We start from the raw sequence: 19360 nt of genomic DNA, 5'->3' as shown, positions 1-19360 counted from the left end.
CAAGTCGGCGGGGAGCGCACAGCAAAGACGGTGATTCTGCCGCCATTCGACTGCGCCGCCGAGGTGAGCGCGAACCACCGCCTTCTCTGCCGCCTCCGCCCGGCCCCGGGCTGGAGGCGGTCAGGCTCTACCGTGCGATACCCGGGTGCGCCTCGACAGGGAGTCGACGATGACCGCCAGCAGCAGCACCGCGCCGGTGATCATGTAGCGGATCGACGAGTCCAGGTTGAGCAGGGTGAGGCCGCTGGAGATCGACTGGATGACCAGGATGCCCAGCAGAGCGGAGAACGCGCTGCCGCGGCCGCCGAAGAGGCTGGCGCCGCCGATCACCGCCGCTGCGATGGCGTTCAGGTTGGTGTCACCGCCACCCGAACCCTGGTTGGCCGCGGCCAGCCGGCCGGCGGCGAGGATGCCGCCCAGAGCCGCGAAGGTGGAGGTGAGCACGAACACCGACACGTACACCCGGGTGACGTTGATGCCCGACCGGCGGGCGGCCTCCACGTTGCCGCCGACGGCGTAGACCGACCGGCCCCAGCGGGTGCGGGTGAGGAAGAAGTTCATCAACACGACGAGCGCGAGGAAGAGCACGAACGAAGCGCCCACGCCGCGGGTCTGGTTGAGGTACCAGGTCGGCACGGCGAGCACCAGGAGCAGGAAGACGCTTCGCACCGCGATCGACCCGGCCGGCACGGCCGAAAGCCCTGCCGCGGCCCGACGGTTCGCGGTGACGAAGAGCTGGGCCGCGTAGGCGAGCGCCGTCAGCACCACCAGCACGTAGGAGAGCCAGTCGGGCAGGAACCACTGCTGGGCGAACTGCACGATCCAGGAGTCGAACGGGAGGTTGATCGACCCTGTGGAGCCGAGCACCCACAGTTGCAGGCCGAGGAAGCCGAGCAGCCCGGCCAGGGTGATCACGAAGCTCGGCACGCCGAACCGGGTGTAGAGGAAGCCGTAGAGCAGCCCGATGACCAGTCCGGCCAGCAATGAGGCCAGCAGGGCCACCGGCAGGGGCCAGCCCAGGTTGACAAAACTGACCGCCAGGATGGCTGCCGACAGGCCGCTCACCGACCCGACCGACAGGTCGATCTCGCCCAGCAGCAGCACGAGCACGATGCCGACCGAGATCGTGCCGACGGCCGCGCACTGCAGGGTGAGGTTGACGAGGTTGGTGCTGGAGAGGAAGTTGGGGTTGAGCAGCGAGAACGCCACCCAGATGACGATCAGGCCGATGACGACGGGCAGCGAGCCGATGTCGCCCGAGCGCACCCGTCTGCCGAAGGCGCGCACCGCGCCGCCGATGCCGTGCTGCTGAATGAGGCGTTCGTCTTGCAGGTCGGCCGCCACGGCCGACAACCGAACCGTTTCGGTGGGCGGGGCGGTGCCCTCCGGGCCTGCCGGCGGCGGGGTCGAAGTCGGGGTCGTCATGGCCGTTCCTCCTCTGGGAGTGCGCTGTCGGTGGCTGCGCCCGCCGGAACGCCGGTCTCGGCGTCCGCGGAGTCCACCCGTGCCTGGGCACGCCGGGTCACGGCGTTGTCGCTGGCACCGGTGATGGCCGCGATGATCTCCTCGTAACTGACGTCGGCCACCTTGAACTCGCCGTTGTTGCGGCCCAGGCGCAAGACCACGATGCGGTCGGCGACGGCCTGCACATCCGCCATGTTGTGACTGATCAGCACCACGGCGAGCCCACGTTCACGCAGTCGCTCGATGAGGTTGAGCACCTCGGCGGTCTGGGCCACGCCCAGGGCAGCGGTGGGCTCGTCGAGGATCACGATGCGCGGCTCGCCGATCAGCGACCTGGCGATGGCCACGGTCTGGCGCTGGCCGCCGGACAGCGACGCCACCGGAATACGCACCGACGGGATCCGCGCCGACAGCTGCCGCAGCAGCTCCCAGGAGCGTTTCTCCATCTCGACCTCATTGATGGTGCCCCGGCCGAGTTCGTGGCCGAGGAACAGGTTGGCGACCACGTCGAGGTTGTCGCACAACGCGAGGTCCTGGTAGACGGTGGCGATGCCCAACGCGCCGGATTCGGCCGGGTTGTTGATCGAGACCGACCTGTCGCCGTCGGTGATGGTGCCGCCGTCCTTGGGGTGCACACCGGCGAGGATCTTGATCAGGGTGGACTTACCGGCACCGTTGTCGCCGACCAGCGCGACGACCTCACCGGAGTAGATGTCGAGGTCGATGGCGGTGAGGGCCTGCACGGCGCCGAAGTTCTTGTCGATCCCACGCATGGAGAGCACGAGTTCGCCGGTGGGTGCGCCGTGCACGGGTTCGGGGGAAAGCACGGTCATTATGAGTCCTCTGTTTGCAACTGCCGGAGTCCGGCTGGAGGAGCCGGTGGGGCCGGCCGGGGATCGAATCGTGGGTAAGATCCCCGGCCGGCGTCTGTGGCCGCCGCGTTACTGCAGGCCGGCGGCCGCGCAGGCGTCCGCGTATTCAGCTGTGCAGATCTCGTCGACGGTGTAGAAATCGTCGGCGATCACGGTGTCCTGAATGTTGTCGACGGTGACGACGACCGGGGTGAGCAGGGTCGCGGGGATGCCGTCCACCTCGGTGTCTGCCTCCGGCGTCTCGCCGCGAGCGAGCTGGTCGGCCACCTCGGCGGCCAACTCCGCTTCCAGCTTGATCGCCTTGTAGACCGTCATGTACTGGTCGCCGGCAACGATGCGCTGGATACCGGTGAGCTCGGCATCCTGACCGGTGACCGGCGGGATCGGTTCGACTCCAGCGGCCCGCAGCGCCGCGATGGCGCCGCCCGCCGTGCCGTCGTTGGCCGCGTAGACACCCGAGATCTGGTCACCGAACTGTCCGATCTGGCCGGCCGCGAAGTTCTGGGCTTCCTCGGCGAGCCAGTCTGGTGTGTCGAACTCGGCCAGGACCGGGATGCCGCTCTCGTCGATGACCGAGTGGGCGCCCTTCTTGAACAGGGTGGCGTTGCCGTCGGTGGGCGACCCGTTGATCATGATGATTCCCGTGGTCGTGCCGTCGGCCTGCAGCCGCTCCACCAGGGCTTCGCCCTGGAGGACTCCGACCTGTTCGTTGTCGAAGGAGATGTAGTAGGCCACCTGGCCACCCTCGATGAACCTGTCGTAGGCGATCACGGGCACATCCTGCGCGGTGGCGTTCGCGACGATGCTGGCTGCCGCCGCACCGTCGACCGGGTCGAGGACCATGACCTCGATGCCCTCGGTGAGGGCCGACTCAGCCTGCTGCTGCTGCTTCGAGGCATCCTGGTCGGCGTTGGCGTAAACGACCTCGTAATCGCCGAGCGTGGCGAGGTGGGCTTCAAAGAGCGGGCGGTCGAATTCTTCGTACCGGGCGGTCTGGGATTCGGGGAGGAGCAGGCCGATCTTGATGGCATCGCCGGAGCCGCCGCCATCGGTGCTGTCGGAGTCGGAACCGTTCGATGTGCACGCGGTCAGGGTTCCTGCGGTAGCGATCAGAGCGATCGCCAGGAGCGCGAGCCTTTTCCTGGGTTTTCTCATGATGTGCCTCCTACTGTGACCACCCTCGTTGGCGGTGTAACGAGCATGGCCCCGGTGCCAAATGCCGTCAAGGCTTGAACTCAAGAGGCCAAACCGCCCCTTTCGGGCGTTTTTTCGGGGGCCGCGAGGGGCAGGATCCCACCGATTCCGGGCAGGATGTCGGGCACCGGGCCACCGGCCACGGTGCGCACCGCATCCTCCGGCCGGCCGGCCGTGATCTGGGCCCGATCGATGGCGAAGAGCACGGCACCGAGCACCTCGGCGCGCTCACCCAACTCCCCCTTGACCACGTCGGGCACCCCGGATGCCGTGGCGAGAGTGGATCGCTCGAGGGCATGCCGCAACGGGCTGAGCAGGAGCTCGCCGGCCTCGGCCAGCTCACCGCCCACGACGATGCGGTGCGGGTCGAGCAGGTTGCTCAGGCCGGCGAGCGCGATGCCGAGGTGCCGCCCGGCGTCGGCGATCACCCGCAAGGCCCTGGCGTCTCCGGCTTCGGCGCGCAACAGGATGTCGCGCAGCTTCACATCGCCATGGCTGCCGGGGAACTTCGCGGCCAGGGCGGACGCTCCCACCAGGGTCTCCAGGCAGCCCCGGTTGCCGCACCGGCAGACCAGCCCCTGTTCGTCGAGGGTGAGGTGGCCGATCTCGCCGGCCTTGCCGTTGCCGCCGCGGTAGACCCGGCCGTCCACGATCAGGCCGGCGCCCACACCGTGCGACACCCGCAGGTAGGCAGCCTGCCCGATGCCCATCGCGGCACCCAGCCTGTGCTCGCCGAGCGCGCCGAGGTTGGCCTCGTTGTCGACGAACACCGGCCGGTGCAGCCGGGCCTCGAGTTCCTCGGCGACGGGCACGCCGTCCCAGCCGCGCAGCAGGCCGGCCGTGGCGATGATGCCGGTGCGCGGGTCGACCGGCGCGGCCAGGCCCACCCCCACCGCGAGCACCTCGTCGAGTCCGGCGCCGACCGAATCGGTCATGTCCTGGATGAGCAGCATCACCCTGTCGAGTTCACTGTCGGCTCGGTGGTCGCGGGCGAGCGGCAGCATCCGCTCGGCCAGCACCTGGTGACCCGCGTCGGCCAGCGCCAGCCGCAGCTGCCGATTGGACACGTGCAGCCCCACCACGAGGCCCAGTTCGCGGGCGAGCGTGACCCGCACCGCCCGGCGGCCGCTGCGCGAGGTGGGAGTGGTCTGCAGCACGCCGGTCGCGGCCTGCTCCTTGACGATGTTGGACACCGTCGCCGGCGAGAGTCCCGTGACCCCGGCGAGTTCCACCTGGGTGAGGGCGCCGTAGTGGGTGATCGCGTCGAGGATGCGGGCGCGGTTGGCTTCACGCAGGGACGACTGCGACCCGGGATTGCGGCGGCTGCTCACGCCACTCACGATACAACTCGCCACCGTGGATGCCGCGGAACGGCTCGTGAGACCGCGAGCGGGTTAGCGCATGGCGTCGGCAAGAGCGCCGCCCAGCCAGCGCTCCACCTCACGCTGCGAGCGCAGACGCACCACAACGAGCTCGTCGCCCGGGCCGGTACAGCAGGCGCCACCCGCGCGGTCGGCGCTGAAACACGGATCGCGAGTCCGAGTGTGGGCCGGATAGGTCGGCTAGCGCTTGAGCGGGGCCCATCGTGGCAGGTCGTGCACGATGTGCTGACGCTCGATCTGCGGAGGATCGCGTACAAGCCGGATGGACGAGCTGATGTACAAGAACGCCAGCAGCGCATCCACGACCGCGCTGAGTACGCCGGTGAGTTGTGGGTCCGTTGATCCCGAGACAACCCCGAACACGGAGTTGGCCAGGTTGAGAATCAGGAGCGCGCCCAGGACGAACCCGGCTCGCGGCCGAGAGGTCATGCGCCACCAGGCGCGGGGCGGCTCGATCGGTTCGTCTGATCCACGGAATGAGCGCACCCCGCCGAAAACGACGAGGACAACGAACACGTTGGCCATCACCGAGCTGAGCGGATCCGAGAATAGCCGCGGAACGACCGCACCATTGAGAAAGGCCAGTAAGCCCACACCGATGATGACGATGTAGGCGATCTTCCAACGCTTCTTGCGGATGCGGAGCATGGCCAGAGCCTAGCGGCCACGACACCGCATCGAGGCGTGGCCGAGCACCCCCATCTGGGTCGGCGATCGAGGGGTGGTCCTTCGTTGTGTGGTGATCATGGCTTGGTCACGGCACCGGCCGGCGGGGCGGATAGCTTCGTGCGCCCAGGCAAAAAGACCGAGATGACAATTCCGACGGCTGCGATGGCCAACAGAGGCACCATCGCCGCCAGATACCCGCCCGCATTTGCATCCGCGTTCAACACGAGGAGGGTGCTCACGATGGCGGTGCCGAAGCTCGACCCGAGATTCGAGACGCTGCGGGAGAGCCCGCTGATCTCCCCCTGCTGCTCTTCGGGGAAGGCCGACTGAACTATGTTGACGCTCGGCGTGAGCATCAACCCGATCCCGAGGCCGAGCACCAGCAACCCGGGCGCGAACGCCCAGGCACCTGGCACCGTCGCCACGACAAGCAGGAGGAGCAAGCCGATGCCCGTGACCACGAAGCCGACCAGGATCAGCGATCGCTGCGCGAACCGCCGCACCAGCGAGCCGGCGGCGAGAGAGGACACCAGGATACCGACCGTGGCGGCGCTGAAAATGACCCCGGTCTCGATCGAATCGTAGTTGCGGACGAACTGGAGATAGCTCGCCACGAGCATCGAAATACCCATCAACAGCAGCCACTGGAAATTCTGGGTGACCAGCCCCAGGTTGGAGACCCGGTTCCGGAACAGCGCGGTCGAAAGCAGCGGCTCACGCCCCTTCCGCTCCAGCCGCCGCACCCACCAGAAGAACAGCGCGATCACACCGATCCCCGCCGCCATCAGCACGAGCGCTGCGAGCAGGTTGCTGTCGGTGGCGAGGATGCCCATCACGAAGACGATCAGCCCCAGTGCCGACAGCACGGCCCCGATGACGTCGAAAGGCTTGTCGGGTTCACTGGCGCGCGGATCCTTGAGCCGCACGGCGAGGATCAGGATGACCACGATGACAAGCGCCTGGAAGATGAATGCCGCCCGCCAGCTGATGGTCGAGGCGATCCATCCGCCGATCAGGGGCCCCGTGGCCGCACCGACGCCGCCGGCCGCGCTGACGAGGCCGAAGGCGCGCGCCCGCTCGGCGACGCCGGTCCAGTACATGGTGACCAGGATGTAGACCGGGGGGATGAGCAGGGCGGTACCGGCGCCCTCCAGGATCGAGTTGCCCAGGATGAGCACGCCCAGGCCGGGCGACATCGCACTGATGACGGCCCCCACCCCGTAGACGGCCAGGCCGAGCACCAAACAGGTCTTCCGCCCCAGCTGATCCGTCAGTTTGCCGAACGGGATCATCAGGGCCGCCATCACGAGCAGGAACAGGGTGATCGACAGCTGGATGCCCTGGACCGAAGTGTCGAGGTCCTCGCTCATATCGTTGAGCATGACGTTCATGTTCGAGCCGGCGAAGGAACAGATGAACTGCGCGAGGGCCAACGGCAGCAACGACCACAACGTGGTGGTGCCGCTTCGTACCCCCGCAGGTGATGACATCGTGCCTCCCAGGTGACTTCGGTACTCGCGTACTGAACGTTGCCTGTGATTGCACCTCTCCGCTATCACCCGGTCCGGGTGAGGACGAGTACCGCCCACGCCCGTCGCGGCGTCTACCTCGAGGTTCAGGGGCCGCCGAGCCAGCTTTCGATCCGATGGTGGTCGGGCGTGAAGCCGTGGCCGACACCCCAGAGAACCGCCTGGGTTCGACTGGCGACACCGATCTTGCCGTAGACGCTGCGGATGTACGACTTCACGGTGTTGGGACTGAGATAGGTGAGCGCCGCCACTTCGGCGTTGCTCTTACCCTGGGTGATGAGCGCCAGGATCTCGGACTCGCGGTCCGTGATCCCCTCGCGGCGCCCCGGCCAGTCGAGGCCCGGTGCGCTGCCCGACCGCTGCGGAGGGTCACTCACGACGATCTCGCCGGCATGGACTGCTTCCAGGGCCGCGACGAGGTCCCGGGCCGGCAAGGTTTTCGAGAGGTAGCCGCTGACGCCCCGCTCCAGCGCATCGCTGATGAGCGCAGGCTGGAAGTTCCAGGTGTACATAACGACGCGACCGGCCCGTGGGTTCCGAACGAGAGCCGAGAGCTCCGACAGATCGGATTCGGGCTGGGCGAAGGAGTCGTACAGCACGATGTCGGTGCGATCGGAGAGACCCGCGTTCGCATCGATCTCCGCGACAAGCACCCGATCCCGATAGTGATCGAACATGTGCGCCAGGCCCTTGAGCACAATGTCATAGTCATCGACCAGGGCGACAGTCACAGGCTGGGACGAAGACATAGTAGGACGTTACAGCCCGTTGCCGTGGATGAGTTACACCCCTAGGGGTGTACCGCGGCCTCCGTGAGGGTGTTTGGCTGGTCATCGCCCAGCAACCGCTGGTCACAACGAACGCTCAGCCCCACCCAACAGGAAGGAGACCACAATGCTTGGTCTCATCATCAGCCTCATCGTCGTCGGCATCATCGCCGGCGCCATCGCTCGCCTCGTCGTGCCCGGCCGGCAGAACATCAGTATCCCGATGACCATCGTGCTCGGCATCGTCGGGTCCTTCGTCGGCGGATTCCTCGGCTTCCTGATCTTCCAGCACGACCCGATGGACGGCTTCTTCCAGCCGGCCGGCGTCATCGGATCCATCATCGGCGCGATCATCGTGCTCCTGATCTACATCCGCGTCAGCAGCCGTCGCAGCGTTCAGCACTAGCCGGTCTCCCGGTGGTCGCCACCTGGCCGGCCACCGGGACCGCAGGCAGGGAGCGCAACCCTGACAGGCCCGGCGGAGGCTCGTGGCTCAGCGCGTGGCGAGCCGGGTCGCCAAGCCCGGGTAACCGATCACAATGCCGTCGGAGTCGACGGTCAACTCGACCTGATCGTCGCCACCGGCGCCGCGGTACCGGACCAGGCCGGGCGTCAACGAGGCATACACCTGGTCGCTCCGAATCACCCGCAGGGACGGTATCTCGATCCAGGCCATCACCAGCGGGGTCTCCGGCACGGTCCCAGTCAGCAGCCGCAGGCGCCGGATCGGCATGGTGTTCGTCACAGGGCACAGGCCGATGTCGCAGTCGAGCGCACCGTCGATGCTGCCTGGTTCGGCAAGGCCGGCGGGCGGAAGGCCGGCATCACCCTGCATCTGGGTCAGGGCTGCCCAGTGGTTGTTCTGATCCCGGGTGAGCGCGAGTGAACGCATCCACCCGGCGCCGTGCGCACTGATATCGACTGTAAGGGTGCACCAGGAATCGGTGGCGTCCAACGCCCAGGCGGTGGCATAGCCGGCCGTGACCGAGGTTCCCTCGGCCTTCAGGCCGCTCTGCCCGATCTCGATCAACGCCCGATCGATGCGGTCAGGGTCGTCCTGCCCTCGCCACGCCACATCCGACTGCTTCATGCGCCCATGGTGCCTGGGTGACGCCGGTACGTAAAGGCGGAAGGCCGCCTTTACGTACCGGGCTAGGTGTTCTGGGGGAAGCCCAGGTTGATGCCGCCGTGGCTGGGGTCGAGCCAGCGGGCGGTGACGGCCTTCTCGCGGGTGTAGAAGTTGATGCCGGCGGGGCCGTAGGCCTTGGCGTCGCCGAAGAGGGAGTCCTTCCAGCCGCCGAACGAGTGGTAGGCCACCGGCACCGGGATCGGCACGTTGATGCCGACCATGCCCACCTGCACCTCGTGCTGGAAGCGCCGGGCGGCACCGCCGTCGTTGGTGAAGATCGCGGTGCCGTTGCCGTAGCGGCTGGCGTTGATGACGGCCACGCCGTCGGTGTAGCTGGCCACCCGCAAGACGCTGAGCACCGGGCCGAAGATCTCGTCTGTGTAGACGGCCGAGTCCAGGCTGACCTTGTCGAACAGAGTGGGGCCGAGCCAGAAGCCGGATGCCTCGCCGTCGACCTCGATCCCACGCCCGTCGACCACGACCTCCGCGCCGTCGGCCAGGGCGATATCGATGTAGCCGGCGACCTTGTCGCGGTGTGCCTCGGTGATCAGCGGGCCCATGTCGCAGCCGCGCATGCCGTCGCCCACGGTGAGGCCCTTGACGCGCTCGGCGATCTTGGCGATGAGCTCGTCGGCGACGGGTTCGACGGCCACGATCACGCTGATGGCCATGCAGCGCTCCCCCGCCGAACCGAAGCCGGCGTTCACCGCGGCATCCGCGGCCAGGTCGAGGTCGGCATCCGGCAGCACCAGCATGTGGTTCTTAGCGCCGCCGAGGGCCTGCACCCGCTTGCCGTGCTGCGCTGCGGTCTCGTAGATGTACTTGGCGATCGGGGTGGAGCCGACGAAGGAGATGGCCTGCACGTCGGGGTTGACCAGGAGCGCGTCCACGGCCTCCTTGTCGCCGTGCACCACGTTGAGCACGCCGTTCGGCAGCCCGGCCTCGGTGAACAGGGCGGCCAGCCAGTTGGCGGCGGACGGGTCCTTCTCGCTGGGCTTCAGCACCACGGTGTTGCCGGCGGCGATGGCGATCGGGAAGAACCAGAGCGGCACCATGGCCGGGAAGTTGAACGGGCTGATGATGCCGACCACGCCGAGCGGCTGGCGCAGGGTGTAGACGTCGACGCCGGTGGAGACGTTCTCGGAGAACTCGCCCTTGGCCAGGTGCGGCAGGCCGAGCGCGAACTCGACCACCTCGAGCCCGCGGGCGATCTCGCCGAGGGCATCGGAGGTGACCTTGCCGTGCTCGTTGGTGAGGATGTCGGCCAGCTCACCCTTGCGGGCATTGAGCAGCTCGCGGAAGGTGAACATGACGCCCTGGCGTTTGGCGATGGAAGCGTCGCGCCAGGCGGGGTAGGCGGCCTGAGCCGACGCGACGACGGTGTCGACATCGGCGGCGGAGGCCAGGGACACCAGGCGCTGCACTGCGCCGGTGGCCGGGTTGTAGACGGGTGCGGTGCGGGTCGAGGTTCCGGCGCCCTGGGCGCCGTCGATCCAGTGGGTGAGGACGGGAAGGTCGGTCATGTCAGTCGATTCTGTTGGGGGTGAGAGCTAGGAGAGGAGATCGAGGGAGAGAACCTCGTCGTAGATGGCCAGGGCCTCGGCCACCTCGGAGTCGGTGACCACGCAGGGCGGCACCACGTGGATGCGGTTGTCCTGCACGAAGGGCACCAGGTTGCGGGCCAGCAGCTCGGATTTGATCCGGGCCATCACGGCGGCAGCCACGGGCTCCCTGGTCTCCCGGTCGGCCACGAGCTCGATCGCCCAGAAGACGCCCTCGCCGCGCACCTCCCCGACGATCGGGTGCTTGGCCTTGAGCGCTTCGAGCCCCGGGCCGATGGCCTCGGCGCCGACGCGGGCCGCGTTCTGCACGATGCCCTCGGCCTCCATGGCGTCCAGCGCCGCCACGATCGAGGCCATCGCCAGCGGATGCCCGCTGTAGGTGAGACCGCCGGGGAACACCGTCGTGTCGAAGTCGGCGGCGATGGCATCCGAGATGATGACGCCGCCGACGGGGATGTAGCCCGAGTTCACTCCCTTGGCGAAGGTGATCAGGTCGGGCACCACGCCCGAGCCCTCGAAGGCGAACCAGCGCCCGGTGCGGCCGAAGCCGACCATGACCTCGTCGAGGATGAGCAGGATGCCGTATTTGTCGCACAGCGCCCGCACTCCGGCGAGGTAGCCGGGCGGTGGCATCAGCACTCCAGCGGTGCCGGGGATCGACTCGAGCAGCACTGCTGCGATCGAGCTGGCGCCCTCGCTCTGGATGACCCGTTCCAGGTGCTGCAGCGCCCGCTCGCACTCGCGCTCCGGGGTGCGGGCCCAGAACTCGCTGCGGTAGAGGTACGGCCCGAAGAAGTGCACGTGTCCGCGGGCGAACTCGTTGGGGATGCGCCGCCAGTCGCCGGTGGCGACGATGGCCGCGCCGGTGTTGCCGTGGTACGACCGGTAGGTGGAGAGCACGGTGTCGCGCCCGGTGTGCAGGCGGGCCATGCGGATGGCGTTCTCGTTGGCATCCGCACCGCCGTTGGTGAAGAAGACCTTGTTGAAGCCGTCGGGCGCCCGGTCGACGATGCGTTTGGCCGCTTCGCCGCGGGTGAGGTTGGCGGTGGACGGGGCGATGGTGGTGAGCAGCTGGGCCTGGTCGATGATGCCCTTGATCACCGCCGGATGCTGGTGGCCGATGTTGACGTTGACCAGCTGGCTGGAGAAGTCGAGGTAGGTGCGGCCGTCGTGGTCCCAGACCCGGCAGCCGAGGCCGCCGGCGATGACGAGGGGCTTGAGGGCCCCCTGGGCCGACCAGGAGTGGAAGACGTGCGCCTTGTCGAGCTGGGCGGTGCGTTCGTTCAGCCCGGGTTCGGTGGCGGTGGATGTGCCGGTGCCGGTATCGATGTCGGTCACGATGCTTGTTCCTTCTCTTCTTTGTCCCAGCTGGTGGGGCGGTGGTGCACCGGGCGGCCGCGGCGGGCGCCCGCCCGGTGCGGGATTGCTACTACTCGCCGCCCTCCTTCAGGGTGACCTGGATCGGACCCCAGTCGGCGCCCATCACGTCGACGCCGTCGGCGGTGAGCTCATCCAGGGCCTGCTGCACGTACTCGTTGGAGTATGCGGTTTCGGGCGGCTCCGTGGTGATGATGGTGCCACCGGTTTCGTTCTTCGTGTTCATGGCGATGTCGACGGTGTTGGCCCAGGCGGCCTCGTCGATCAGGCCCACGCCGTTCGTGGACGGGAAGATCAGCTTGCTGACCTCGTTGGTCATCCACAGCTGGTGGCCGGCGGGCAGGGCGGAACCGGCGTCGGCCACAATGGCCGCGGCCTCGTCGGGGTTGCCTGCGGAGTAGATCCAGCCTTTGATGGAGGCCTTGATGAACTTCACGGTCTGGTCGGCGTAGTCCTCGTCGTCGGCGAGCTTGTCGGCATTGGCCCAGATGGCGTCCTGGAGCATCGCGGTGCCCTCGTCGTTCCAGTCGATGACGTTGAGGTCCTCGGGCTGGTAGAGCTCACCGGTGTCGGGGTTGATGGTCTCCAGCACCTGCGCGTACTCGTTGTAGGTCATGGCCTGGGCAGCGTCGATGTCGCCGGCCAGGAACGCGTTCATGTCGAAGGCCTGCTGCACGAGGTTGATGTCGCCCACCTCCACACCGGCCTTCTGCATGCCGGCGAAGAGCTCCCACTCGTTGCCGTAGCCCCAGCTGCCCACGTTCTTGCCGGCCAGGTCGGCCGGGCTGGTGATGTTCTTGTCTGTGAACGAGATCTGGGTGGTGGCGCTGCGCTCGAAGATCTGGGCCACATTGGTGATGTTGGCACCCTGCTCGATGGAGCCGAGCACCTTGGGCACCCAGGAGATGGCGTAGTCCACATCGCCGGAGGCGAGCACATCCTGCGGCACGATGTCGGCACCGCCCTCCTCGATGGTCACATCGAGGCCTTCCTCTTCGTAGTAGCCCTGCTCGACGGCCGCGTAGTAGCCGGCGAACTGGGCCTGCGCCACCCACTGCAGCTGCAGGGTGACGGGAGTGAGGTCGCCGCCGGAGGAGTCATCGGACGGTTCGGTATCGCCGGAGGCGGTGCATCCGGTGAGGACGAGTGCGCTGGCCGCGACAACGGCGCCAGCCGTCGTCAGCCATCGAGTGCTGTGTTTCATGAGTTCCTCCTTTAGGTACTGCTGCGGGGTGCTGCGGGAGCTGTCGAGCGGGACGTTCAGACGGTGGGAGCGCGGCGGCCGACCAGTTTTTCGAGGCCGAGCGCTGCGCAGTAGAAGAGCAGACCGAGAATGATGGAGCCGAGCACATAGGCCCAGGCCAGGCCGTAGTTGCTGCTCGACGCGGCCGAGGTGATCGACTTGCCGAGCCCGCCGACAGGGCCGCCGAAGTACTCGGCGATCAGGGCGGAGATCACGGCGAGCGACGACGCTATGCGAAGGCCCGTGAAGACGAACGGCACCGCGGTGGGCAGGGTCACGGTCTTCGTGGCCTGCCAGCTCGACGCGGCGTAGGAGCGCATCAGGTCGCGGTGCACCGGGCGCACCATGCGCAGGCCCTTGAGGGTGTTGAAGTAGACCGGCACGAACACGGCCAGCGCGGCCACGAGCTGCCTCGCGGTCTCGGCGTTGGCGCCGAACATCGTGTAGAGCACCGGCGCCAGTGCCACGATCGGCACCACGGCCACCGCGGCCACGACGGGCGCCGCCATCTCGTCGAAGATCCGCACCAGCGCCGAGAGAACGGCCAGCAGCACGCCCACGATCGCGCCGAGCACCAGACCGATCAGGGCGTTGCGGCCGGTGACGACCATGCCATTGATCACGTTGTGCAGGTTGCCGGAGAACTGCTCGCCGATAGCGAACGGGCCGGGCAGGATGAACGGCTTGATCGCCAGCACGGTGACGAAGCCCTGCCAGAGCAGGATCGCGATGATGCCCAGCAGCACCGGCGGCAGCACGGTGCGGGCCAGGCCGGCGCCGGCTGCGCCTTGGCGGGCCGGGCCCGCCGGGGTCGCCACACTCGTGCTTGCGCCGGCACTCATCGCGTCTCGACTCCGCGCGGCCCGGTGGAGGCGCTGCCGTGCAGGAGCTCCCGCACCCGGCTGACCGAGTGGAAGAACTCCTCGTCTTCGCGCAGGTTCTCACCGCGGTCGCTCATGCGGCCGAGGTTGACGCCGAGCACATCACGGATGCGGCCCGGCCGCGGCGACATCACCACCACCCGGTTGGAGAGGAACACGGCCTCGGGGATGGAGTGGGTGACGAAGACCACGGCGGCGCTGGTCTCGGCGCAGATGCGCACAAGCTCATTCTGCATGCGCTCCCGGGTCATCTCGTCCAGGGCGCCGAACGGTTCGTCCATCAGCAGCAGGCTGGGGCTTTCCGCCAGCGACCGGGCGATGGCCACCCGCTGCTGCATGCCGCCGGAGAGCTGGTCGGGGTAGTGATTCGCGAAGTCGGTCAGGCCCACGAGTTCGATCAGCTCCGCGGCCCGCTCGCGGCGGGCAATCTTGCCGGCGCCGTGCAGCTCCAGGGGCAGCTCGATGTTGCCGGCCACCGTGCGCCAGGGCAGCAGGCCGGCCTGCTGGAAGGCGATGCCGTAGTCCTGGTCGATGCGCGCCTGCCTGGCGCTCTTGCCGAACACCTCGATCGAGCCCGTGGTGGGGGTGTCGAGGTCGGCGATCAGGCGCAGCAGCGTGCTCTTGCCGCAGCCGGAGGGCCCGATCAGCGAGACGAATTCGCCGGGGGCCACGGTGAGGCTCACCGCATCCAGGGCCGTGACGGATGCGCCCTTGCGGCCGGCGAAGACGCGGCTGACCGCGTTCACCTGCACGGCGTGCTCTACCGGTTGTGTTGCCGTGGTCATGCGGCCACCTCTCCCCTGCGGAATCGACGTAGGAACAGTGAGATCAGTCCGACGAAGCCGGCGGCCACGAGGCCAACCAGGATCGAGCCGAAGATGGGGGCCCAGGGTTTGCCCGGGTCGCTGCCGGCGGCGCCGGCGTACTCCACGATCAACCGACCGATGCCGCCGCGCAAGCCGATGGACACCTCGGCGACGACGCTGCCGATCACGGCGCTGGCCGCGGCGAGGCGCAGGGCCGGCAGCAGGTAGCCCACGCTGGCCGGCAGCCGCAGCCGCCAGAGCGTCTTCCACCAACCCACGGCGTAGCAGCGCATGAGGTCCACGTGGTTGGCGTCGGGCGAGCCGAGGCCCTTGAGGGCGCCGATGGAGACCGGGAAGAACGCGAGGTAGGAAGCGATCAGCGCCACCGACATCCAGTTCTCCCAGGTGAACGCGCCGAATTCGATCTGCGCCCCCCAGCGCCGCACCAATGGGGCGAGGGCGATCAGCGGCACCGTCTGGCTGAGGATGATCCAGGGCAGGATGGCCGACTCGGCCAGCGTGAACCGCTGCATGAGCAGCGCCAGGGCCAGCCCCACGGTGACGCCCACGATCCAGCCGACCGCGGAGATGCCGAGGGTGAACAGCGAGGCCTCGAGCACGGCCTGCCACATCGGCACGGCGCTGGCGCTGCCCGTGACCGGCTCCAGAATACGTTCGAGCATCACCCAGAGGTGCGGCATGGCCATCTCGCTGGCCCGCGGCAGCACTGTGAGCCCGCCGACGACCACGCCGTCGGTGGGGCCGAAGAATATGTAGAGCTCCCAGAGCAGCGCCAGGATGAGAACGCCGAGCGTGCCCACCAGGATGCGCCGCGGCATCCCCTGGCCGAGCCAGGACCGGCCGCGCGCCGCGGTGCCGGACCGCGCGGGTCCGGTGCGCACGGAGCCGGTCTGGGTCATGCCTTGGCCGTGATGTGGTTGGCGAGGGCGGGGATCACGGTCTCGCCGTAGACCCGCAGGGTCTCCTCTTTGTTGTCGTGCTGCAGGTAGCCGGCGAACTGGTCGACGCCGAGTTCCTTGAGCGCGGTGAGCTTCTCGATGTGCGCCTCGGCGGGGCCGAGCAGGCAGAACCTGTCGACGATCTCGTCTGGCACGAAGTCGGCGTGGGTGTTGCCGGCGCGGCCGTGCTCGTTGTAGTCGTAGCCCTCGCGGCCCTTGATGTAGTCGGTGAGGGCCTTGGGCACAGCGGAGCCTTCACCGTACTTGGCGACGATGTCGGCCACGTGGTTGCCCACCATGCCGCCGAACCACCGGTTCTGGTCGCGCAGGTGCTGGATGTCGTCGCCGATGTGCATCGGGGCGGCGACGCAGAACTTGACCGCGGCGGGGTCGCGGCCCGCGTTCTTGGCGGCGGTGCGCACGGTCTTGATCATCCACTCGGCCACGTCGAGGTCGGCCATCTGCAGAATGAAGCCGTCGCCCACCTCACCGGCGAGCTTGAGCGCGAGCGGGCCGTAGGCGGCCACCCAGACGTCGAGGGTGGAGCCCTGGCTCCAGGGGAACTGCAGGGTGGCGCCGTTGTACTCCACCGGCCGGGAGTTGGCGAGCTCCCGGATGACGTGGATCGACTCCCGCAGGGTCTTCAACGTGCTGGGCCGGCCGTTGGTGACCCGCACCGCGGAGTCGCCGCGGCCGATGCCGCAGATGGTGCGGTTGCCATACATCTCGTTGAGGGTGGCGTAGGTGGAGGCCGTGACCGTCCAGTCCCTGGTGGCCGGGTTGGTGACCATGGGGCCCACGATCACCTTGCGGGTCTCGGCCAGGATCTTGCTGTAGATCACATAGGGTTCCTGCCAGAGCAGGTGCGAGTCGAAGGTCCACACGTGGCTGAAGCCGTGGTTCTCGGCCAACACGGCCAGCTGCACGGTTCGCGCCGACGGCGGATTGGTCTGGAGTACTGCACCGAAGTCCATGGGATTCCCGCCTAGATCAGGTACTGGCTGAGGCCGCGTTTGATGTACTTGCCATCACCTTTGGCGCCGAGGTACTGGTTGTCGTCGATGACGACCTTGCCGCGGGAGAGCACGGTGTCGACGTGGCCGTCGATCTCGAAGCCCTCGTAGGCCGAGTAGTCCATGTTCATGTGGTGGGTCTTCACCCTCCCCGTTTCCGGCATGCCGATGGAGGTATGCCCGTTCGGGTCGTAGATCACCACGTCGCCGTCGGCGCCGGGCTGGATGACGCCCTTGGTGCCGTACATGCCGAACATTCGCGCCGGGGTGGTGGAGGTGACCTCCACCCAGCGCTCCAGGGAGATCTGCTTGTCGACCACGCCCTGATACAAGAGGTCCATGCGGTGTTCGACCGAGCCGATGCCGTTGGGGATCTTGGAGAAGTCGGTGAGGCCCATATCTTTCTGGCCCTTCATGCAGAACGGGCAGTGATCGGTGGAGACCATCTGGATGTCGTTCGTGCGCAGGCTCTGCCACATGTGGTGCTGGTGTCCATCGGCCTTGGAGCGCAAGGGAGTGGAGCACACCCACTTGGCGCCCTCGAAGTCGCCCCACTCCTCGCTCTGGGCGCCGAGCTGGTCTTCGAGGGAGAGGTAGAGGTACTGCGGGCAGGTCTCGCCGAAGACGTTCTGGCCGCGGTCGCGGGCGATGGCGATCTGCTCCACCGCCTGCTTGGCAGAGACGTGCACCACGTAGAGCGGGGCCCCGGTGAGGTTCGCGAGCATGATGGCCCGGTGGGTGGCCTCCTCCTCGGCCTGCCACGGCCGGGTGAGGCCGTGGTTGTACGGGGTGGTGTTGCCGGCGGCGATGGCCTGCTGCACGAGCAGGTCGATGACGCTGCCGTTCTCGGCGTGCATCATGATCATGCTGCCGTTGCTGGCTGCCTTCTGCATGGCCTTGACGATCTGGCCGTCGTCGGAGAGGAACACACCCTTGTAGGCCATGAACAGCTTGAAGCTGGAGACGCCCTCGTTGACCAGCTCGTCCATCGCCACGAGGGAGGAGTCCTGCACGTCGGAGAGGATCTGGTGGAAGCCGTAGTCGATGGCGCACTCGCCGCGGGCCTTCTCCTGCCAGGCGGCGTACTGGTCGAGCACATTCTCGCCGGCGTACTGCACCACGAAGTCGACGATGCTCGTGGTACCACCCCAGGCCGCGGCGCGGGTGCCGGTCTCGAAGGTGTCGCTGGCCTCGGTGCCACCGAACGGCATCTGCATGTGGGTGTGCGCGTCGATGCCGCCGGGGATGACGTACTTGCCGGCGGCGTCGATCACGGTGTCGACGTTCCGCTCGATGTCGAAGCCGAGCAGGGTGGAACCGGGGGCGAGCACCGCGGCGATGGTGTCGCCGTCGATCAGCACATCCGCTGTGGCCGTGCCCGTGGAATTGACCACGGTGCCGTTTTTGATCAGGGTCTTCATCTCAGTTCTCCTGTTCGTTGGGTATCGCTGGTCGAGCGTCGAGACCGGCTACGGCTTGGGAATCGAGGTGTAGGACTCGGGGCGGCGGTCCCGGTAGAACTGCCAGTTGTTGCGCACCTGGCGGATCATGCCGAGGTCGAGGTCGCGGATCACGACCTCCTCGTGGTCGGCGCTGCCGAGCTCCCCCACATAGTTGCCCTGCGGATCGACGAACTGGCTGGTGCCGTAGAACGTCACGGCGTCCTCGCCGTACTCGTTGTCCTCCCTGCCCACCCGGTTGGGCGCGGCCACGAAGTAGCCGTTCGCGGCGGCGGCGGCCGGCTGCTCGATCTCCCAGAGCCGGTTCGACAGCCCCGGCTTGGTGGCGTTGGGGTTGAAGACGATCTGCGCGCCGTTCAGGCCCAGCTCGCGCCAGCCCTCGGGGAAGTGCCGGTCGTAGCAGATGTAGACACCGATGGGGCCGACCGCGGTGTTGAAGACGGGGTAGCCGAGGTTGCCCGGGCGGAAGTAGAACTTCTCCCAGAACTTGTCGAGGTGGGGGATGTGGTGCTTGCGATACTTGCCGAGGATCGTGCCATCGGCATCCACCACGACCGCGGTGTTGTAGTAGACGCCGGGCTGCTCCTCCTCGTAGATGGGGAGCACCATGACCAGGTTCAGTTCCTTGGCCAGCTTGGCGAAGCGCTGCACGATGGGGCCGTCGGCGGGCTCGGCGTAGTCGTAGTACTTGGCGTCTTCGGTGATGCCGAAGTACGGGCCGTAGAAGAGCTCCTGAAAACAGATCACCTGGGCGCCGTCGGCAGCCGCGTCGCGCGCGAACTGCTCGTGCTTGGCGATCATCGATTCGATGTCGCCCGTCCAGGTGGTCTGGGTGATCGCCGCTCGCACGATGGTGGATGTGCCGGTGTTCGTTAGGTCAACGCTCATTCTGTTTGCCTCCGCTGGGTCTCACACTGGGGTGACCTCGTCAGCGGCAATCGGCGACAGCGCAAGATTCCTGCGAGCCAAACGTTGGAGAGCCTGTCGAGATCGAGCCACATTTCGGTGTCCGGTTTTGTTATTATTCGACGTAAACATTTCTGTTCTGTTTCT

At 67.5% G+C, this 19360-nt stretch carries 18 protein-coding genes; 1 reads left to right on the top strand and 17 read right to left on the bottom strand.

Annotated elements, in window-relative coordinates; genetic code table 11:
• Positions 1-120 precede the first annotated feature (120 nt).
• The 7 genes from ACEN2M_RS14470 to ACEN2M_RS14440 all read right to left on the bottom strand — a co-directional run bounded on the left by ACEN2M_RS14470 (position 121) and on the right by ACEN2M_RS14440 (position 7859).
• On the bottom strand, positions 121-1425 hold the full coding sequence (locus ACEN2M_RS14470; protein ID WP_441648842.1) for a sugar ABC transporter permease: 1305 nt from the start codon (positions 1423-1425) through the stop codon (positions 121-123).
• Positions 1422-2297 carry an ATP-binding cassette domain-containing protein gene (locus ACEN2M_RS14465; RefSeq protein ID WP_441648841.1) on the bottom strand — a complete coding sequence of 292 codons (876 nt, stop codon included), beginning with the start codon at positions 2295-2297 and terminating at the stop codon, positions 1422-1424. The genes ACEN2M_RS14470 and ACEN2M_RS14465 overlap by 4 nt, the downstream gene beginning before the upstream one ends.
• Positions 2298-2405: 108 nt before the next feature.
• Positions 2406-3491 carry a sugar ABC transporter substrate-binding protein gene (locus ACEN2M_RS14460; RefSeq protein ID WP_441648840.1) on the bottom strand — a complete coding sequence of 362 codons (1086 nt, stop codon included), beginning with the start codon at positions 3489-3491 and terminating at the stop codon, positions 2406-2408.
• Between the two features lie 80 nt (positions 3492-3571).
• A complete protein-coding gene (locus ACEN2M_RS14455) occupies positions 3572-4861 on the bottom strand; it encodes an ROK family transcriptional regulator (RefSeq protein ID WP_441648839.1) in 1290 nt (429 codons plus the stop codon).
• Positions 4862-5092: 231 nt separating this feature from the next.
• A complete protein-coding gene (locus tag ACEN2M_RS14450; RefSeq protein ID WP_441648838.1) occupies positions 5093-5560 on the bottom strand; it encodes a hypothetical protein in 468 nt (155 codons plus the stop codon).
• A 95-nt stretch (positions 5561-5655) separates the two neighbouring features.
• Positions 5656-7071, bottom strand: coding sequence for an MFS transporter (locus tag ACEN2M_RS14445; RefSeq protein ID WP_441648837.1), 1416 nt, complete (start codon positions 7069-7071; stop codon positions 5656-5658).
• Between the two features lie 125 nt (positions 7072-7196).
• Positions 7197-7859 carry a LuxR C-terminal-related transcriptional regulator gene (locus tag ACEN2M_RS14440; RefSeq protein WP_441648836.1) on the bottom strand — a complete coding sequence of 221 codons (663 nt, stop codon included), beginning with the start codon at positions 7857-7859 and terminating at the stop codon, positions 7197-7199.
• 145 nt (positions 7860-8004) lie between these two features.
• Here ACEN2M_RS14440 and ACEN2M_RS14435 point away from each other — a divergent pair, with 145 nt between their 5' ends.
• Positions 8005-8283: a GlsB/YeaQ/YmgE family stress response membrane protein gene (locus ACEN2M_RS14435; protein WP_441648835.1), complete on the top strand. Its 279-nt coding sequence runs from the start codon at positions 8005-8007 to the stop codon at positions 8281-8283.
• 87 nt (positions 8284-8370) lie between these two features.
• On the opposite strand, the gene ACEN2M_RS14430 is transcribed toward ACEN2M_RS14435, so the two are convergent.
• The 10 genes from ACEN2M_RS14430 to ACEN2M_RS14385 form a co-directional block, all read right to left on the bottom strand.
• Positions 8371-8967: a putative glycolipid-binding domain-containing protein gene (locus ACEN2M_RS14430; RefSeq protein ID WP_441648834.1), complete on the bottom strand. Its 597-nt coding sequence runs from the start codon at positions 8965-8967 to the stop codon at positions 8371-8373.
• 62 nt (positions 8968-9029) lie between these two features.
• Entirely contained in the window at positions 9030-10529 is a 1500-nt protein-coding gene (locus tag ACEN2M_RS14425) for a CoA-acylating methylmalonate-semialdehyde dehydrogenase (protein ID WP_441648833.1), read from the bottom strand.
• A 27-nt stretch (positions 10530-10556) separates the two neighbouring features.
• Complete coding sequence (locus ACEN2M_RS14420) at positions 10557-11897, bottom strand: aspartate aminotransferase family protein (protein WP_441648870.1); 1341 nt, start codon at positions 11895-11897, stop codon at positions 10557-10559.
• A gap of 100 nt (positions 11898-11997) precedes the next feature.
• Positions 11998-13149 carry an ABC transporter substrate-binding protein gene (locus ACEN2M_RS14415; protein WP_441648832.1) on the bottom strand — a complete coding sequence of 384 codons (1152 nt, stop codon included), beginning with the start codon at positions 13147-13149 and terminating at the stop codon, positions 11998-12000.
• 56 nt (positions 13150-13205) lie between these two features.
• Positions 13206-14030 (bottom strand): ABC transporter permease, encoded by an 825-nt coding sequence (locus ACEN2M_RS14410; protein ID WP_441648831.1) that lies wholly within the window; start codon positions 14028-14030, stop codon positions 13206-13208.
• Positions 14027-14854, bottom strand: a complete 828-nt coding sequence (locus ACEN2M_RS14405; RefSeq protein WP_441648830.1) for an ABC transporter ATP-binding protein — start codon at positions 14852-14854, stop codon at positions 14027-14029. The genes ACEN2M_RS14410 and ACEN2M_RS14405 overlap by 4 nt, the downstream gene beginning before the upstream one ends.
• Entirely contained in the window at positions 14851-15795 is a 945-nt protein-coding gene (locus ACEN2M_RS14400; protein WP_441648829.1) for an ABC transporter permease, read from the bottom strand. Before ACEN2M_RS14400 ends, ACEN2M_RS14405 begins: the two co-directional genes overlap by 4 nt.
• Positions 15792-16808, bottom strand: coding sequence for a TIGR03842 family LLM class F420-dependent oxidoreductase (locus ACEN2M_RS14395; RefSeq protein ID WP_441648828.1), 1017 nt, complete (start codon positions 16806-16808; stop codon positions 15792-15794). The genes ACEN2M_RS14400 and ACEN2M_RS14395 overlap by 4 nt, the downstream gene beginning before the upstream one ends.
• 11 nt (positions 16809-16819) lie before the next feature.
• Entirely contained in the window at positions 16820-18268 is a 1449-nt protein-coding gene (gene hydA, locus ACEN2M_RS14390; RefSeq protein ID WP_441648827.1) for a dihydropyrimidinase, read from the bottom strand.
• 48 nt (positions 18269-18316) lie between these two features.
• Positions 18317-19195 carry a nitrilase-related carbon-nitrogen hydrolase gene (locus ACEN2M_RS14385; protein WP_441648826.1) on the bottom strand — a complete coding sequence of 293 codons (879 nt, stop codon included), beginning with the start codon at positions 19193-19195 and terminating at the stop codon, positions 18317-18319.
• Between the last annotated feature and the right edge of the window lie 165 nt (positions 19196-19360).

Origin of the sequence: Cryobacterium sp. W22_MBD10_FK3 (assembly GCF_052113745.1) — a bacterium.
Lineage (GTDB): Bacteria > Actinomycetota > Actinomycetes > Actinomycetales > Microbacteriaceae > Cryobacterium.
This window is presented reverse-complemented; position numbering and strand designations above follow the sequence as displayed.

Excerpts from the sequence above, each read along its gene's own strand:
- ACEN2M_RS14470 (WP_441648842.1), bottom strand. The coding sequence starts at position 1,425 with ATGACGACCCCGACTTCGACCCCGCCGCCGGCAGGCCCGGAGGGCACC.
- ACEN2M_RS14465 (WP_441648841.1), bottom strand. The coding sequence starts at position 2,297 with ATGACCGTGCTTTCCCCCGAACCCGTGCACGGCGCACCCACCGGCGAA.
- ACEN2M_RS14460 (WP_441648840.1), bottom strand. The coding sequence starts at position 3,491 with ATGAGAAAACCCAGGAAAAGGCTCGCGCTCCTGGCGATCGCTCTGATC.
- ACEN2M_RS14450 (WP_441648838.1), bottom strand. The coding sequence starts at position 5,560 with ATGCTCCGCATCCGCAAGAAGCGTTGGAAGATCGCCTACATCGTCATC.
- ACEN2M_RS14445 (WP_441648837.1), bottom strand. The coding sequence starts at position 7,071 with ATGTCATCACCTGCGGGGGTACGAAGCGGCACCACCACGTTGTGGTCG.
- ACEN2M_RS14440 (WP_441648836.1), bottom strand. The coding sequence starts at position 7,859 with ATGTCTTCGTCCCAGCCTGTGACTGTCGCCCTGGTCGATGACTATGAC.
- ACEN2M_RS14435 (WP_441648835.1), top strand. The coding sequence starts at position 8,005 with ATGCTTGGTCTCATCATCAGCCTCATCGTCGTCGGCATCATCGCCGGC.
- ACEN2M_RS14430 (WP_441648834.1), bottom strand. The coding sequence starts at position 8,967 with ATGAAGCAGTCGGATGTGGCGTGGCGAGGGCAGGACGACCCTGACCGC.
- ACEN2M_RS14425 (WP_441648833.1), bottom strand. The coding sequence starts at position 10,529 with ATGACCGACCTTCCCGTCCTCACCCACTGGATCGACGGCGCCCAGGGC.
- ACEN2M_RS14415 (WP_441648832.1), bottom strand. The coding sequence starts at position 13,149 with ATGAAACACAGCACTCGATGGCTGACGACGGCTGGCGCCGTTGTCGCG.
- ACEN2M_RS14410 (WP_441648831.1), bottom strand. The coding sequence starts at position 14,030 with ATGAGTGCCGGCGCAAGCACGAGTGTGGCGACCCCGGCGGGCCCGGCC.
- ACEN2M_RS14405 (WP_441648830.1), bottom strand. The coding sequence starts at position 14,854 with ATGACCACGGCAACACAACCGGTAGAGCACGCCGTGCAGGTGAACGCG.
- ACEN2M_RS14400 (WP_441648829.1), bottom strand. The coding sequence starts at position 15,795 with ATGACCCAGACCGGCTCCGTGCGCACCGGACCCGCGCGGTCCGGCACC.
- ACEN2M_RS14395 (WP_441648828.1), bottom strand. The coding sequence starts at position 16,808 with ATGGACTTCGGTGCAGTACTCCAGACCAATCCGCCGTCGGCGCGAACC.
- hydA (WP_441648827.1), bottom strand. The coding sequence starts at position 18,268 with ATGAAGACCCTGATCAAAAACGGCACCGTGGTCAATTCCACGGGCACG.
- ACEN2M_RS14385 (WP_441648826.1), bottom strand. The coding sequence starts at position 19,195 with ATGAGCGTTGACCTAACGAACACCGGCACATCCACCATCGTGCGAGCG.